This window comes from Janthinobacterium saanense, from assembly GCF_014200675.1.
Classification (GTDB): domain Bacteria; phylum Pseudomonadota; class Gammaproteobacteria; order Burkholderiales; family Burkholderiaceae_D; genus Janthinobacterium.
Window position 1 is genome coordinate 196,418 of record NZ_JACHCI010000006.1, and the last position, 16,555, is coordinate 212,972.

A 16,555-nucleotide genomic window follows, 5' to 3' on the forward strand; every position below is an offset into this window, starting at 1 on the left:
ACCTTCATAAACCTACTGCGCAGCCCACTCTCGGGCATCCGTTGCTCGCCATACCGAATGTATGGCTCCGCTACTCAACCCGATATTGGGCTTGCTCGCTACGGTTTCTGAAGGCGCGGGAACGCTGCCATATCGCGAGCAAAAACAAAGGGCCGCACAGCATTGCAGTGCGGCCCTTTTTTATAGTTTGGGCGTTTTATACGTCCAGCGCCTGGCTGAAGTCTTCCAATAAGTCGGCTTCATCTTCGATGCCCACCGAGACGCGTATCAAGGACTCGGCGATGCCCATGCTGGCGCGGCGCTCGGCGCCCATTTCATAGAAAATCGTGTGGGCGACGGGGATCACCAGGGTACGCGTATCACCAAGATTGCTGGCGGGAATGGCCAGATTCAAGCGATTGAGGAAATCGAAGCAGTCGATGCCGTCTTTCAGCTCAAAGCTGAACAGCGACCCATAGCTGCGGAACAAGTCCGTCGCCAGCGTGTGCTGCGGATGCGAAGGCAAGCCCGGGTAATGCACGGCTGCCACGCGCGGGTCGGCCTGCAACATGGTGGCCAGCGCCATTGCGTTCGAGCAGGTGCGGTCCATGCGCAAGGCGATGGTTTCCGCGCCCACGGCGATATGGTGCGCCGCTTCCGGGCCCAGCGAGGCGCCGAAGTCGCGCAGAGCCTTGGCGCGGATTTGCGCAATGCCCCACTGGGCCGGCGCGGCCTTTTTATAATTTTCAAAAATATTCGGGTATTGCGTCCAGTCAAACATGCCCGTATCGGTCAGGCTGCCGCCCAGTGCATGGCCGTGGCCGCCGATCGACTTGGTCAACGCATTGACCACCAAGCCCGCGCCCACCGATTTCGGGCGGAACAGATAGGGCGTAGTCATGGTGTTGTCGACCACGTACAAGATACCTTTTTCACGGCACAGGTCGCCGATTTTCTTCAGATCGGCGATCTGGGTGCGCGGGTTGGCAATGGTTTCCACAAACACGATGCGCGTGGCGGGCGTAATCGCCGCCGCCACATTGGCGACGTCAGTGGCGTCGACAAAGGCCACATCTATGCCCTGCCCCGTAACGGTTTGCCACAGGCTATTGGTATTGCCAAACAAAAAGGCCGACGACACAACCTGGTCACCGGCGCGCAGCAGCGATTGCACGATGGCGCCGATGGCGCCCATGCCGGTGGCGAAACACAGGGTGGCCAGGCCATCTTCCATCTTGTTGACCTTGTCTTCCAGCGCGGAGACGGTCGGATTGCCCTGGCGGCCATAGCGAAAGCCCGGCTCCTTGCCCTGGAACACGGAGGCCAGCTGGCGCGCATCGCCGTAGCCAAACGCTACCGAGGTATGCACGGGCTTGTGCAGCGAACCGTGCTCGATGCCCTTGCGGCGGTCGTTATGCAGGATGGTGGTGGTAAAGCCGTAGTTTTTTTTATTGGTCATGATTGCAGAGAAAAAAAAGCCCGGCGCAGGCCGGGCAGAATATTACGCTTCCGTCGTCGCCAGGTTCAGGTTCAGCTGGGAACGGGGTGTGTCTTCGGGCGCTGCCGCCTTCGGATGGTGGCGCGCGTATTCGAGGCGGTCCAGGTATTCCTGCGACACATCGCCCGTCACGTAGACGCCATCGAAGCATGATGCTTCAAAGTTGGTCAGGGCCGGGTTGACGTCGGCAATCGCCTGCTTGAGCGCGTCAATATCCTGGTAGACCAGGTAATCGGCCGTGATTTCGCGGCAGACTTCTTCCGTCGTGCGGCCGTAGGCGATCAGCTCGTCGCGGGTCGGCATGTCGATGCCGTACACGTTCGGGAAGATCACCGGCGGCGCTGCCGAGGCAAAAATCACTTTCTTGGCGCCGGCTTCGCGTGCCATCTGCACGATTTCACGGCTGGTAGTGCCGCGCACGATGGAATCGTCGACCAGCAACACGACCTTATCCTTGAATTCGGATGGAATCGCGTTCAGTTTCTGGCGCACGGATTTTTTGCGCGCCGCCTGGCCTGGCATGATAAAGGTACGGCCGATGTAGCGGTTCTTGATGAAGCCTTCGCGGTACTCGATGTTCAGCGCCAGGGCCAGCTGGATGGCGGCCGGACGCGAAGAATCGGGTATCGGCATGACCACGTCGATGCCGCCTTCCGGCAGTTCGCGGCGGATCTTTTCGGCCAGGTATTCGCCCATTTTCAGGCGCGTGGCGTACACGGAAGCACCGTCGATGACCGAGTCAGGGCGGGCCAGGTAGACGAATTCGAAGACGCAAGGGTTCAGGCTGGCGTTGTCGGCGCACTGGGCGCTGTGCAATTGCTTGTCTGCATCGATGAACACGGCTTCACCCGGGCCGATATCGCGCACGAAACGGAAGCCCATGCCTTCCAGGGCCACGGATTCGGAAGCGATCAGGTATTCGGTGCCCTGCTCCGTTTCATTGACGCCCAGGCACAAAGGACGGATGCCATGCGGGTCGCGGAAGGCCAGCAAGCCCACGCCGGCGATTTGCGCGACAGCGGCGTAACCACCCTTGACGCGGCGGTTCAGCACGGTCACAGCTTTAAAAATCGCTTCCGGATCCAGGTTCAAGCCGGTGGTGGCGTTCTGGATTTCATGCGCTAGCACGTTCAGCAACACTTCCGAATCGGAATCGGTATTGATGTGGCGGCGGTCGTTCTTGAACATTTCCTGCTTCAACTGTTCCCAGTTGGTCAGGTTGCCATTGTGCGCCAAGGTGATGCCGAACGGCGCATTCACATAAAACGGCTGTGCTTCCTCTTCGCTCGACGAGCCGGCCGTCGGGTAACGACAGTGGCCGATGCCGGTTGTGCCTTGCAGCGAACGCATGTTGCGCGTACGGAAGACGTCACGCACCAGGCCATTGGCTTTGTGCATGGAAAACATACTGCTGTGATTGGTCGCAATCCCTGCCGCGTCCTGGCCGCGATGTTGCAGAAGCAACAATGCATCATAGAGCAATTGATTGACAGGTTGATGGGAAACGACGCCGACGATGCCACACATGGTGTGCTCCTAAACTGTGCTACTGATTTTAAAAAAATTTCAAAATTTCACATGCTGCGCGTAAGCGACAGGCAGATAAGGCTTGACGGAGCGCGCGCCCTGTTCGGCGAGCGGACTGAGCAACGCGTTTTTCCAGAACGGCTGCTGGGGAATGGAGGTCATGCCACACAAGATGACGGCGGTCAGCACAATCACAAGGCCGCGCGCCACACCAAACAGGCTGCCCAGGGTGCGGTCGGCCAGGCTCAGGCCCGTGACCTTGACCAGTGCATCGACCGTCATGCCCAGCAATCCCATCAGGATGCGCACGCCAATAAACAGCACCACAAAAGCCAGCAGCAGGCGGATGGCTTCGCCTGGAACAGCTTCAGGCAAGAATTTCGCCAGGGTCGCGCCATAGGCGTTGGCAATCACAAACGCCACCACCCAGCTGACCAGCGACAGCATTTCCTTGACCAGGCCGCGCATCGTGCTGATCAGCACCGATGTCACCAGCACGAACAGCACCAGGTAATCGAAGATCGTCACGCGCGCTCAACCTTGTTGTAAAGTCACACAGATCACTGCGCTACCACGCTGCCGCCCAGACCCAGCCTTTGCACCTTGGCAAGCGTCTTTTCCGCTTCTTCGCGGCTGCCCGATGGGCCCACGCGCACGCGGATGCGCTCACCGGACGCGCTGGACACTTTTTGCGTATAGGAGCTGATGCCGGCATCGCGCAATTTGTCCTGCAATTCATTGACCTTGTCTTGCGTCGCCAGCGCCGCGACTTGCACCACGAACTTGCCCGTGGCAGCGTCGTGCGGCTTGTCTTGCACCTTGGCAGCCTGGCTGACCGGCTTGCCTTCCAGAATCGCCATCGCGCGCGCCGCATCGTCGCTGGACTGGGCTGGCTTGGCGGGCTTTTCTACCTTGGGCTCAGGCTTAGGCTCCGGCCTGGCTTCAGGCTTTTCGTGTTTAGGTTCCGGCTTGGGCTCTGGCTTGGGCTCAACTTTGGCAGGCTTGGGTTCAGGCTTGGGCTCCATCCTCGGCTCAAGATACTCCGGCTTGGCCGGCGCAGGCGCGGCAGCGGCCAGCACGGGCGCCGGCACCGGCACCGGGACCGGGACCGCCGCTGGAGCCGGTGCAGGCCTGGCCCTGGCCGGCGCTGGCGTGTCGACGATTTCCTCGGACTGGTCCAGGCCCTGCTCGTTGGCGGCCGACGCCTGGGCCGGCTGCGCTGGCAGGGGTGCAGGCGCAGCCGCCGGTTTGTCTTTCGACGGAATCTCGATGGCGATATCGTTCACGGGCGCCTTCGACTCGGAATCGAGCAGCATCGGCAAGCCGATGGCCACGCCCAAGGCCAGGGCGACGGCCCCGATCAGGCGGCGGCGCGCGCGTTTTTTCTCTGGCAAGGCCGGGTCCGGCGCTTCCTTGCCGCCACGGCGCGCGCCGCCCCCACCGGAAGTGTTGGCGGCGCGCTTGCGGTTAGTCGCCTGGGCTTCGCCCGGAACATAAAAGCCGCTGTCTTCGCCAGAGGATTCTTGCTTGTTTTTAAATAGTTTCGAGAACAAGCCCATGCGTGATTTTCAGTCGAGTGCGTTTCAGTGAAGTGAGGATTTTCGGGCCTTCATCACACCGGCAACGGTGAGGAAAGATCCAAAGACCACAATTCTATCATTCTCACCGGCCCGGCTCATTGCATTTGCAAAAGCTTGTGCAGGTTCATCGAAAATAGACACGGTATGGTCGCTGCTATCGGGCTTATCTTCCAGCAAGATTTGCACTTTGGCCGCCAGTTCCGAGGCCGTGGCCGCGCGTGGCGAAGGCAAGCCCGTCAAACACCAGTGGTCGACATGTTCCGACATGGCAGCCAGTACGCCATCGATATCCTTGTCATGCATGGAACCGAAAACCGCGTAGGTGTAGGGGTGGAAACCCATATTGCCCAGGTTCTGGTTCAGCGCGGAAGCGGCGTGCGGATTGTGCGCCACGTCCAGGATCACGCTGGGGCGGCCCGGCAAGACCTGGAAGCGGCCCGGCAGTTCCACCGTCACCAGGCCCGTGCGCACTTCTTGCGCGCCGACTGGCAATTGCAATTTCAACACTTCCAGCGCAGCCAGCACGGCGCAGGCATTGAGGATCTGGTTGGCGCCGCGCAAGCTTGGGTAAGCGAGTGAATTGCGGCGCTGTTCGCGGCCGCCATAATTCCACTGCTGCTTGTCGCCCGAATAATTGAAATCGCGGCCCATCAGCCACAGATCGGCGCCGATTGCCTCGGCATGGTCGATCAGCGACTGTGGCGGCACGGGGTCGCTGCAGATGGCGGCCCTGCCCGGACGGAAAATGCCGGCCTTCTCAAAGCCGATCGCTTCGCGCGTGTCGCCCAGGAAATCCGTGTGGTCGATATCGACGCTGGTCACAATCGACACATCGGCGTCGATGATGTTGACGGCATCAAGGCGGCCGCCCAGGCCCACTTCCAGGATCACCACGTCCTGGCCGGCGCCCGCCAGCAGCTGCATGATGGCCAGGGTAGTGAATTCAAAATAGGTCAGCGGAATATCGCCACGCACCGCTTCGACGGCGTTGAAGCTGGCGATCAATTGCTCGTCGCTGGCCATTTCGCCACCGATGCGGGCGCGCTCGTTAAAGTCGAGGAAGTGCGGCTTGATGTAGAGGCCCACCTTGTAGCCGGCGCGCAGCAGGACCGATTCCAGCATGGCGCAGGTGGAACCCTTGCCATTGGTGCCAGCGACCATGATGACGGGGCAGGAAAAAGCCAGCGCCAGGCGCTGCTTGATTTCCAGCACGCGTTCCAGGCCCATATTGATCACGGTTTCGGAATGACGGTTTTCCAGCATGGTCAACCATGCCGGCAGGGTCGTAGGGAGATTTTGCATAGGGGAATAAAATGGGACGGTGGAATGGGACGCCAGAACGGCGCGCGGCGCGCAAACAGATAGTGTATCCGTTGGCGCGCCGCAATGTGGTGTTCGAGAAATTAAGGGCGACTTAAGCCAGAACCTCGACAGCCTGGTTTTGCAACAGGGCCAGCAGACGGGCGATTTCTTCGCGCATCTTGCGGCGGTCGACGATCATGTCCACGGCGCCCTTGGTGACCAGGAACTCGGCCCGCTGGAAGCCTTCCGGCAGTTTTTCACGCACGGTGTTTTCAATCACGCGCGGGCCGGCAAAGCCGATCAGCGCTTTTGGCTCGGCAATGACCACGTCGCCCATGAAGGCAAACGAGGCGGACACGCCGCCCATGGTCGGGTCGGTCAGCACGCTGATGAATGGCAATTTCTTTTCCGACAACTTGGTCAGCATGGCAGTGGTTTTCGCCATCTGCATCAGGGACAACAAGCCTTCCTGCATGCGCGCACCACCGGTGGCGGTGATGCAAATGAACGGTACTTTCTGTTCCAGCGCGATCTGTGCGCCGCGCACGAAGCGCTCGCCGACCACGGAGCCCATCGAGCCGCCCATGAATTCGAATTCGAAGCACGCCACCACCACTGGCAAGCTCATGATGGCGCCGCCCATCACGACCATCGCATCCGTTTCGCCCGTCGCCTCCATGGCCGACTTCAGACGATCCGGGTATTTCTTGCTGTCTTTAAACTTCAGGGTATCGACTGGCAGGATTTCCTGGCCGATTTCATAACGGCCACCCGCGTCGAGCAGGCTGTCGAGGCGCTCACGCGCGCGGATGCGCATGTGGTGGTCGCATTTCGGGCAGACATGCAGGTTCGATTCCAGATCGGTGCGGTACAGCACGGCTTCGCACGATGGGCATTTGACCCACAAGCCTTCCGGCATGGTTTTGCGCGCGGCAGCGTCAGAGCGCTGTATGCGCGGTGGCAGCAGTTTTTCCAACCAACTCATATTTTCTCCTTGGGCCCCAGATGGGGCGTCGGTCGACACCCCGGGCAAACGGTAAAAGGGCGGCAAACACAGGTGGCGCCGCCCCGAATTTTATCTATTGCTTACAAATCAGTGGCCGAAGTGTAGCCGTTTATCGCCGGGCTGTCGAACTTTGCCGCCGCACAGGAGTGCCTAAAATACAAGATTGCTCAGGCATCCAGTGCTGCGCGTATGCCTGCCGTAAAGCTGCGCACGGCGTCCACTGCGCCACCCGGCGGGGCATTTTCGATTTCCTGAATGATGCGGCTGCCGATCACGACCGCATCGGCCACTTTGGCAACGGCCTGGGCAGTTGCCGCATCGCGGATGCCAAAACCGACACCGATGGGTAATTTTACATGCTGACGGATGGCTGCAAGACGTTCGGCTACCTGTTCTGTATCAATGTTACCTGCACCTGTCACGCCTTTCAGCGACACGTAATAGCTGAAGCCGCCGCCGACCTTGGCGACTTGCTGTATCCGTTCTTCGGTCGAGGTCGGCGCCAGCAGGAAGATCAGGTCCAGGCCGGCTACACGCATGGCGCTGGCGAACTCCTCACACTCTTCCGGCGGATAATCGACCACGATGGCGCCATCGGCGCCGGCTGCTTGCGCTGCAGCAATAAAAGCCGCGCTGCCGATACGTTCGATCGGATTGGCATATCCCATCAGCACCACCGGCGTGGTCTGGTTGGTCGTACGGAACTGGCGCACGTATTCAAACACATCGTGGATGCCGACATTGAATTTCAGGGCACGCTCGCAGGCGCGCTGGATCACCGGGCCTTCGGCCATCGGATCGGAAAACGGCACGCCCAGTTCCAGCACGTCGGCGCCGCCCTCGACCAGCGCATGCATCAGCGGCACGGTGGCGTCAGGGCCGGGGTCGCCGGCGGTAATAAAAGTGACCAGGCCGGTCTTGTGCTGGGATTTTAAATTGGCAAAAGTGGTGGCGATACGGGACATGGGAATCTTTCTTTATTCTGTGGAGAAATGTCGGCTTGGGCGCTATGCGACTAGCCGACCGGCAAAGGAATCACGGCTTTTCAGCTGAAATTCAATCCCATGCGTTCCGCCACAGTGTGCATGTCCTTGTCGCCACGGCCCGACAGGTTGGCCAGTACGATCTGGTCTTTCGGCAAGGTGGCCGCCAGCTTGGCCGCGTAAGCCAGTGCGTGCGACGATTCCAGGGCCGGGATGATGCCTTCGATATGGCAGCAGTCGTGGAAGGCCTGCAGCGCTTCATCATCGGTGATCGACACATATTGCGCGCGGCCCGAGTCTTTCAACCACGCATGTTCGGGGCCCACGCCAGGATAATCAAGGCCGGCCGAAACGGAATGCGTCTCGATGATCTGGCCATTGTCATCCTGCAACAGATACGTGCGGTTGCCGTGCAGCACGCCCGGATAACCGGCCGTCAGCGAAGCCGAGTGCTTGCCCGTGTCCAGTCCTTCGCCGGCCGCTTCCACGCCGATCAGTTTCACGTCTTTCTGGTCGATATACGGGTAAAAGATGCCCATGGCGTTGGAACCGCCACCGATGCAGGCCAGCACATAATCGGGCTGGCGGCCCGTCATTTCCGGCATTTGCACCAGACATTCTTCGCCGATCACGGACTGGAAGTCGCGCACCATCATCGGGTAAGGATGCGGCCCGGCTACCGTGCCGATGATGTAAAAGGTGTTTTCGATATTCGTGACCCAGTCGCGCATGGCTTCGTTGAGCGCATCTTTCAAGGTCTTGGAACCGGACTCGACCGGTACAACGGTGGCGCCCAGCAATTTCATGCGGTACACGTTTTGCGCCTGGCGCTTGACGTCTTCGCTGCCCATGTAGACCACGCATTCCAGGCCGAAGCGGGCGCAGATGGTGGCCGTGGCCACGCCATGCTGGCCGGCGCCCGTCTCGGCGATGATGCGTGGCTTGCCCATGCGCTTGGCCAGCAAGGCCTGGCCGATCACGTTGTTGATCTTGTGCGCGCCCGTGTGGTTCAAGTCTTCGCGCTTGAAATAGATTTGCGCGCCGCCGGCCAGCTCGGACCAGCGCTTGGCGTGGTAAATCGGCGATGGACGGCCGACAAAATGCTTCAGCTCGTAACGGAATTCTTCCAGGAATTCCGGGTCGACGCTGTAGCGGGCATAAGCGTCTTTCAGTTCGGCCAGGGCGTGCGTGAGCGTTTCGGCAACGAAAGAGCCGCCATAGGGGCCGAAATGGCCGCGTACGTCGGGGAAAGGGTAATCGGCGGCGTGAAACAATGCAGCGGCGGCGCCACTGTTTTTAACTTGGTCAGTCATGGGGTAATCCTCTGGCAATGATGGCATCGGCATCCAGTACCGCGCGGATAAAATCGCGGACTCTGGATGCGTCCTTGATGCCCTTGGACGCTTCGACACCACTGCTGATGTCGACGGCGTAAGGGCGCACGCGCACCACTGCGTCAGTCGCGTTTTGTACGCTCAAGCCACCACTTAAAACGACCCGAGGCGCGAGTTCTTTTGGGATGAGGGACCAATCAAATACCTTTCCTGCACCGCCGTAGGCATCCACATAGGTGTCCAGCAAGAGGCTGGAAAACAAGGGACTGGCGGCGCGATAGCGCTGTTCGTATTCTAGCAAATCTTCAAAGCTGGTGTCAGGTTTGACGCGGAATACCTGCGTATAGGGCCGATTCACGGCGGCAGCCAGCGCAGCGCTGTGCTCGGGCGTTTCGTCGCCATGGAACTGCAGCAGCGACAAGGGCGCCACGGCCAGGGTCGCCCTGACCTCTTCCACGCTGGCATTGACGAACAGGCCCACCGTGCTGACATAGGGCGGAATCGCCGCAATCAAGGTTGCCGCCTGCTCCGGCGTCACGTAGCGCGGGCTTTTCGGATAAAACACGAAACCGATGGCGTCGGCGCCGGCCGCGACGACGGCCTCGATATCTTCAACGCGGGTCAGACCGCAAATCTTGATGCGTGTGCGTGGCATGGGTATTTCTTTCCTTAAAACCAGGGCAAGGCGCTGCTCGAATCCTGTGGCAAACCCCATTTCGGGTCGTAATCGATCTTCGCCAGGTACAGGCCGTCCGGCATGAAGGTGGGTGCGGCGGCATGGCGATCCTTGCTTTCCAGCAAATATCCCATCCATTCCGGTGCTTCGCGGCCGCTACCGATATACACCAGCGAGCCGACCAGATTGCGCACCATATGGTGCAAGAAGGCATTGGCGGTGATGGTAAAGATGATCAGCTCACCACGGCGCTCGATACGGATATCGTGCATCAGCTTGACGGGCGACTTGGCCTGGCACTGGGCGGCGCGGAAGGCCGTGAAATCGTGCCAGCCCAGCAAGGGCGCCACAGCCTGCTGCATGCGTTCGACGTCGAGCGGACGGAAAAAGAAACCGGCGCGCCCCGTCACCAGCGGCGAACGGGTGGGGTTGTTGTACAGCACATAATGATAGGTGCGGGCGCGGGCGCTGAAGCGGGCGTGGAAAAAATCGTTGACCGTCGGGTCGCCATCCAATTCCTTGGCCCAGCGCACGGCGATGGATGGCGGCAGGAAGGCATTCACGCCGCGCACCCAGGAGTGGATGTCGCGCGTCAATTCTGTATCGAAATGCACGACTTGCTCAAGCGCATGCACGCCCGTATCCGTGCGGCCGGCACAGGTGGTGGCCAGGCGCACGCGGGCAAATTGTTCCAGGGCGTTTTCCAGTTGGTCTTGCACCGTCTGGCCACCGTCCTGCTTTTGGTAGCCATGCCAGGCCAGGCCGTCATACTGCAGACCCAGGGCGATGCGCTTCAATGGCGTTGCGAAAGTAATGTTTTGCATCGGCGCATTATACCGGTGCTGCGTTGCCCTGTTTGCTGACGGCTTCCTAGCTTAATAAGGCTCGCATCGTATTTGCCTTGGCGACTTGCTCGGCGCTACCACCCTTGATGACTTCATCAATCAATTCGCGGGCGCCTTCCTTGTCGCCGATTTCCTGGTAGGCAATCGCCAGGTCCAGCTTGGTATCCATTTCCATGTGGATAGCCGACAACGGGTCTTCCACGCCAGGCGCGGCAGCCTTGCCATCGTTCAAGTCCAGGTCGATGCCGGACAAGTCGAATTCTTGTGCTGGCGGCAAGGTTTCAGCCGGCGACGGCTCGTGCGGAACGACCGGCGCAACGGCGGCCACTGCGGCCTCTGGCGCCACATCGAAATCGGCCAGGTCCACATCCTTCAATGGGTCTGGCAGCGGCGTCAAGCCTGGGCCTGCGCCATTCACGGGGCCGGCAGGCGGTTCCAGGTCCAGGCCAAAATCCATGCTGGCGTCAAAGTCCGCATCCTGGTGGGCTTGCGCGGCGGCTGGGGCTTCGGGTACTGGAATCGCTGCCGGGCCAGGCATCACGATAGGATCGCTGGTCGACACCGGTTCGAAATCGAGGCTGTCCAGATCGAAGTCCAGGTGATGCGGGTCGGCAGGCGCAGGCTGGGCAGGCGCTGCAGGCACGACAACCTCTTCATCAGGCAAGTCCATGCTGCTGCCCACCGGACTAGCTCCCTTGCTCAAGCTCACCACCGCATCGACATCGGCGTTGCGGTACAAGGGATTGTGCGGATCGAGCGCCAGGCCCATGGCAGCCGCTTGCGGCCATTCATCGCCCTGCCCCTGCGTCTGGCTGTACAGTTCGCTGGCCTGCGCTTCAAAAGCGGCTGCGTCGTTGCGCGCCGAATAGATTTCCAGCAGTTTCAAGCGGGCAGCATGGCGGTCAGGATGGGCACGCAAAGCTTCCTTGAGGATTTCTTCCGCCTGGCCATCACGGCCGTACGCGATGTACACATCGGCTTCGGCGACCGGATCGACTTCATTGCCATCGAGGGCAGTCGCCCCCGCCACGGCAGCCGCACCGGCCACCGCCGCTGCTGCACCAGCGCCAAACAGATGGTTGCTCGCTTCCGAATGCTGCTGTTCCGGCGCCAGGCTGTGTTCTGCCACGGGCGCCGGTGCCGGCGCTGGCGGCGTTTCCGGTTCCAACGTGGGTGGCACGTCATCGCGTGGCGCTTCGGCATCTTTCCGGCGGCGCGCCAGCACCAGCGCGGCAGCGGCCGCCAGCAAGGCGGCCACGGCGATACCGATGGCGCCTGCATGGTCGCCCAGCCTGTCCGCTAGCGTAGGCTCGAGCGGCGAAACCTGTTTGACCAGCGGCAGCGGCTTGGCTTTCGGCACTGGCGGCTGGGCCGGCGCACTGGCTTGCGCGCTGGCTGGAGCACTGGCCGCAGCCTCAGCCGGCTTGGCCGGTACTGGCGCGCTCTTGTCAGCCATGGCCTTGTTTTTCACGGCCATCAGCTTTTCCAGGTCGCTGACGTTCTTTTCCAATTCCTTGACGCGCGAGGCCGCTTCTTCCACCTGTTTGGCCTTGGCGATCTTGTCTTCATCGCTGGCGACCGCACTCTTGCCGGCAGCTTTTGCGGCCGATTCCGCTTTCGACAGCTTCAGCTTGTCTTGCGCTTCGCTGACGGCGGTCGGTTTTTCTTCCACCTTGGTGGTGCTGATCTTGCCGGCCGTGCTTTGTCCTGGCTGCGCAGACTTGGCTGGTTTGCTTTGCGCAACTTGCCCTGCCAGCTTGTTGCGGTAGGCTTCAAAATCGATGGCGTGCGCCGTCACCACGCTCTTTGCTTCAGCCGCATTGGTGGCGCGGATGGTCTCGGCGCCTGGCACGGCCAGGATGCGCCCGGCCTGCATGCGGTTCATATTGTCGCCCTTGAAGGCGTCGGGATTGGCGCGGTACAGGGCGACGAGCATCATGTCGAGCGATACGCCCGACGGTTTCAACTCACTGGCAATGCGGCTCAGCGTATCGCCAGTCTTGACGCGGTAATCGGCAGTTTTCTTGCCGGCATCCGGCGCAGGTGCAGCAGCAGGGATAGCGGCGGCAACGGCAGCCGGCTTGCCCTTGCTTGGCGCCGCCACTTGCGGGCCGCGCGTCTGGCGCGCTTCCGGCGTGTCGAGCACGAAAGCATATTCACGTACCTGGCGACCATTCTTGCCGCTCAATTCCAGCAGCAGGTCGACCATCGGTTCAGTCACGGGCTGTGCCGAGCTGATGCGGACAAAGGGTTTGCCGTTGCGGCTTTCCACGGCAAAGCTCAAGGCGCTCAGGGCCGAATTGAATTCCACATTGGCCTGCTTGTAGGCATCGGGCGGCGCCAGTTTGGCCAGCAAGCCCGACAATTCGTCGCCCTTGACGGAGGTCAATTCGATCTCGGCGCGCAGCGGCTGGCCGGCAGCCGACAAGACGGTGATCTTGCCCAGCTCGGCCGCGGACGCCGCCGTAGACAATAACACTGCGCATGCAACAGCGCTACTGAGTGTTTTGAGAGCAAGGGAGGCGACCCGGGGACGAGTGTGTGCAGGCATAGTTGGAATAATCTTAGTTGGCGTGGGAAAACAGTTACTTTTCCAGATGTATCAACATATCATCATGCCCATAGCTATGCAAGCTCCGCATGGTTGAGTCTTGAGGGGCGAGGGACGAAAAAAAAAGCCGGGAAAACATCTCCCGGCCTGATTTCATTGATGCTTACGCATCCAAAAGAATACGCAACATGCGGCGCAATGGTTCCGCCGCGCCCCACAGCAACTGGTCGCCCACGGTGAACGCGGACAGGTATTCGCCGCCCATGCTCATCTTGCGCACGCGGCCCACCGGTATCGTCAGGCTGCCCGTGACGGCCGCTGGCGACAGGTCGCGCACCGAGGCTTCACGGGTGTTCGGCACCAGTTTGACCCATTGGTTGTTGCTGGCGATGATGTCATTGATTTCATCGAGCGGCACGTCTTTCTTCAGCTTGATGGTCAATGCCTGCGAGTGGCAGCGCATGGCGCCGATGCGCACGCACAAGCCGTCGACCGGGATTTCTTTCGTGCCAAAATCGATGCCGCGGCCCAGGATCTTGTTGGTTTCTGCGCCGGCTTTCCATTCTTCCTTGGACTGGCCATTGCCCAGATCCTTGTCAATCCACGGTATCAGATTGCCAGCCAGTGGCGCGCCGAACTGCTTGATTTCATCTGGCGAGTAGCCGTGCTGGGTGGCCAGCACCTGGCGGTCGATTTCCAAAATGGCCGAAGCCGGGTTTTCCAGCAGCGCCTTGACGGAGCTGTTGATGGTGCCAAATTGCGTCAGCAACTCGCGCATATGCTGCGCGCCGCCACCCGAGGCCGCCTGGTAGGTCATCGAGGTCATCCAGTCGATCAGGTCGTGCTGGAACAGGCCGCCCAGGCCCATCATCATGCATGAGACGGTGCAATTGCCACCGATGTAGTTCTTCACGCCCTTGCCCAGCGCATCCTTGATCACGTGCAGGTTGACCGGGTCGAGCACGATGACGGCGTCTTTTTCCATGCGCAAGGTCGAGGCCGCATCTATCCAGTAGCCGTTCCAGCCGCTAGCGCGCAGCTGCGGGAAAACGGCGCTGGTGTAGTCGCCGCCCTGGCAGGAAATAATGATGTCGCACTTGGACAGTTCGGCGATGCTGTTGGCATCCTTCAATATGGTTTCATTCTTCGCCATGGAAGGCGCTGCGCCGCCCGTGTTCGAAGTGGTGAAAAACACCGGTTCGATGTGGGCGAAATCGCCCTCTTCCTGCATGCGTTGCATCAGGACCGAACCGACCATACCGCGCCAACCTACCAAGCCAACTAATTTCATTACCATTCCTCAAGATGAGACGGCCGCTGCCGTCATTAGACTATTTTATCCCAGCGCTTTTACAACTGCATCGCCCATTGCCTCGGTCCCGACCAAAGTCGTGCCCGTTTCGTGGATGTCGGCCGTGCGCAAACCTTGCGCCAGCACTTTTTTCACCGCTGCCTCGATACGCTCTGCCTGCTCTGCGCGGTTCAGCGAATAACGCAGCATCATGGCCGCTGACAAGATCGTCGCCAGCGGATTGGCTATCCCCTTGCCCGCGATATCGGGCGCCGAACCATGCGATGGCTCGTACAAGCCCTTGTTGTTGGCGTCCAGCGAAGCCGACGGCAGCATGCCGATCGAGCCGGTCAGCATGGCCGCCGCGTCCGACAAGATATCGCCGAACATATTGCCGGTCACCATGACGTCGAATTTCTTCGGCGCCCGCACCAGTTGCATGGCGGCATTGTCGACATACATATGGTCGAGCGCGACATCCGGGTATTCCTTGTGTACATCGATAACGATGTCTTTCCAGAACTGGAAGGTTTCCAGCACGTTGGCCTTGTCCACGCTGGTCAGGCGCTTGTCGCGCTTTTGCGCCGCCTGGAAAGCCACGTGGGCGATGCGGCGGATTTCGCCTTCCGCATAGCGCATGGTGTCAAAACCTTCGCGCTGGCCCTTGAACGGGCCGTCCGGGCACTCGCGCACGCCGCGCGGCTGGCCGAAATAAATATCGCCCGTCAATTCGCGGATGATCAGAATATCCAGGCCGGACACCACTTCCGGTTTCAAAGTGGAAGCGCCCGCCAGTTCCGGATACAAAATCGCCGGACGCAGGTTGGCGAACAGGCCCAGATTCTTGCGCAAGCCCAAAATTGCCTGTTCGGGGCGGAACTGGCGCTCCAGATTGTCGTACTGATAATCGCCTACCGCGCCGAACAGCACGGCGTCGGCCGCCTTGGCCAGCGCCAAAGTCGCTTCCGGCAAAGGATGGCCGTGGGCCGCATAACCGGCGCCACCGACGGGGGCGCTTTCCAGCTCGAACGATTCGCCGAGCACATTCAAGACTTTTACTGCTTGAGCAACGATCTCAGGACCGATACCGTCGCCGGGCAAAATTGCAATTTTCATGGAATAATCTTTTAGATAACGTTGGCCAACCAGGGCTGGCTGTGCAGATGACGCTCTTCGAAGGCGCGGATATCGTCGGCATGGCGCAGGGTCAGGCCGATATCGTCGAGTCCATTCATCAAACAATATTTGCGGAAAGCATCGATCTCGAACGGATACGAGACGGCGCCATTGCTGGTCGCCACGCGCTGCTGTTCCAGGTCCACCACCAGCTTGTAGCCAGGGAAAGCTTTCACTTCATTGAACAGGTGTTCGACTTGCGCTTCCGACAGCACGATGGGCAGCAAGCCATTCTTGTAGCAGTTATTGAAGAAAATGTCGGCAAACGACGGCGCGATGATGGCGCGGAAACCATATTGATCCAGCGCCCACGGCGCGTGTTCGCGCGAGGAGCCGCAACCGAAATTCTTGCGCGTCAGCAAGATCGAGGCGCCCTGGTAGCGCTGCTCGTTGAGCACGAAATCCGGGTTCAGCGGACGGCGGCTATTATCCTGGCCCGGCTCGCCGTGGTCCAGATAACGCCATTCATCGAACAGATTGGGGCCGAAACCGCTACGGTGGATCGATTTCAGGAATTGCTTTGGAATGATGGCGTCGGTATCGACGTTGGCGCGGTCCAGCGGGGCCACCAGGCCTTCGTAAATCGTAAATTTATCCATGCTATTTCTACTCGGTAAGACGGGAGGCGCAGCGCACCGGCCCGTCACGGTTTATTTTCCGCCGGCGCCGGTGACGACCTGGCCGACTTTCTGCACATCGCGGCCAAAGCCGGAAACGGTGTTGCAGCCGGCAAGTATCATGGCGACGAGGGCGAGGGCGAAGAGTTTTTTCATAGTGTGTTCATTTTTTCAGGGTAACGGTGGCGTT

General features: G+C 60.3%; 15 protein-coding genes. All 15 read right to left on the reverse strand.

Annotated features, from left to right (window positions below):
* Window positions 1–196: 196 nt before the first annotated feature.
* The gene (locus tag HDE72_RS11475; RefSeq protein ID WP_183740713.1) at window positions 197–1,438 is read right to left on the reverse strand and encodes a cystathionine gamma-synthase family protein; all 1,242 of its coding nucleotides are present in this window, start codon (window positions 1,436–1,438) and stop codon (window positions 197–199) included.
* Window positions 1,439–1,480: 42 nt separating this feature from the next.
* Entirely contained in the window at window positions 1,481–3,004 is a 1,524-nt protein-coding gene (purF, locus tag HDE72_RS11480) for an amidophosphoribosyltransferase (protein WP_183740716.1), read from the reverse strand.
* 39 nt (window positions 3,005–3,043) lie between these two features.
* On the reverse strand, window positions 3,044–3,532 hold the full coding sequence (locus HDE72_RS11485) for a CvpA family protein (RefSeq protein WP_183740719.1): 489 nt from the start codon (window positions 3,530–3,532) through the stop codon (window positions 3,044–3,046).
* A gap of 32 nt (window positions 3,533–3,564) precedes the next feature.
* Entirely contained in the window at window positions 3,565–4,563 is a 999-nt protein-coding gene (locus HDE72_RS11490) for an SPOR domain-containing protein (RefSeq protein ID WP_183740722.1), read from the reverse strand.
* A 24-nt stretch (window positions 4,564–4,587) separates the two neighbouring features.
* Window positions 4,588–5,886, reverse strand: a complete 1,299-nt coding sequence (folC, locus tag HDE72_RS11495; RefSeq protein ID WP_183740725.1) for a bifunctional tetrahydrofolate synthase/dihydrofolate synthase — start codon at window positions 5,884–5,886, stop codon at window positions 4,588–4,590.
* A 112-nt stretch (window positions 5,887–5,998) separates the two neighbouring features.
* The gene (accD, locus tag HDE72_RS11500; protein ID WP_010400390.1) at window positions 5,999–6,871 is read right to left on the reverse strand and encodes an acetyl-CoA carboxylase, carboxyltransferase subunit beta; all 873 of its coding nucleotides are present in this window, start codon (window positions 6,869–6,871) and stop codon (window positions 5,999–6,001) included.
* A 188-nt stretch (window positions 6,872–7,059) separates the two neighbouring features.
* Window positions 7,060–7,857 carry a tryptophan synthase subunit alpha gene (gene trpA / locus HDE72_RS11505; protein WP_183740728.1) on the reverse strand — a complete coding sequence of 266 codons (798 nt, stop codon included), beginning with the start codon at window positions 7,855–7,857 and terminating at the stop codon, window positions 7,060–7,062.
* Window positions 7,858–7,937: 80 nt separating this feature from the next.
* A complete protein-coding gene (gene trpB, locus HDE72_RS11510) occupies window positions 7,938–9,188 on the reverse strand; it encodes a tryptophan synthase subunit beta (RefSeq protein ID WP_183740731.1) in 1,251 nt (416 codons plus the stop codon).
* The gene (locus HDE72_RS11515) at window positions 9,181–9,864 is read right to left on the reverse strand and encodes a phosphoribosylanthranilate isomerase (protein WP_183740734.1); all 684 of its coding nucleotides are present in this window, start codon (window positions 9,862–9,864) and stop codon (window positions 9,181–9,183) included. The genes trpB and HDE72_RS11515 overlap by 8 nt, the downstream gene beginning before the upstream one ends.
* Before the next feature lie 14 nt (window positions 9,865–9,878).
* Window positions 9,879–10,709 (reverse strand): tRNA pseudouridine(38-40) synthase TruA, encoded by an 831-nt coding sequence (gene truA, locus HDE72_RS11520; RefSeq protein ID WP_183740737.1) that lies wholly within the window; start codon window positions 10,707–10,709, stop codon window positions 9,879–9,881.
* 46 nt (window positions 10,710–10,755) lie between these two features.
* The gene (locus tag HDE72_RS11525) at window positions 10,756–13,209 is read right to left on the reverse strand and encodes a motility hub landmark protein FimV (RefSeq protein WP_311735225.1); all 2,454 of its coding nucleotides are present in this window, start codon (window positions 13,207–13,209) and stop codon (window positions 10,756–10,758) included.
* A gap of 235 nt (window positions 13,210–13,444) precedes the next feature.
* Window positions 13,445–14,572, reverse strand: coding sequence for an aspartate-semialdehyde dehydrogenase (gene asd / locus HDE72_RS11530; protein ID WP_183740743.1), 1,128 nt, complete (start codon window positions 14,570–14,572; stop codon window positions 13,445–13,447).
* A 45-nt stretch (window positions 14,573–14,617) separates the two neighbouring features.
* Entirely contained in the window at window positions 14,618–15,688 is a 1,071-nt protein-coding gene (leuB, locus tag HDE72_RS11535; protein ID WP_183740746.1) for a 3-isopropylmalate dehydrogenase, read from the reverse strand.
* Between the two features lie 11 nt (window positions 15,689–15,699).
* Window positions 15,700–16,347, reverse strand: coding sequence for a 3-isopropylmalate dehydratase small subunit (leuD, locus tag HDE72_RS11540; RefSeq protein ID WP_183740749.1), 648 nt, complete (start codon window positions 16,345–16,347; stop codon window positions 15,700–15,702).
* A gap of 51 nt (window positions 16,348–16,398) precedes the next feature.
* A complete protein-coding gene (locus HDE72_RS11545; RefSeq protein ID WP_183740752.1) occupies window positions 16,399–16,521 on the reverse strand; it encodes an entericidin A/B family lipoprotein in 123 nt (40 codons plus the stop codon).
* Window positions 16,522–16,555 lie beyond the last annotated feature (34 nt).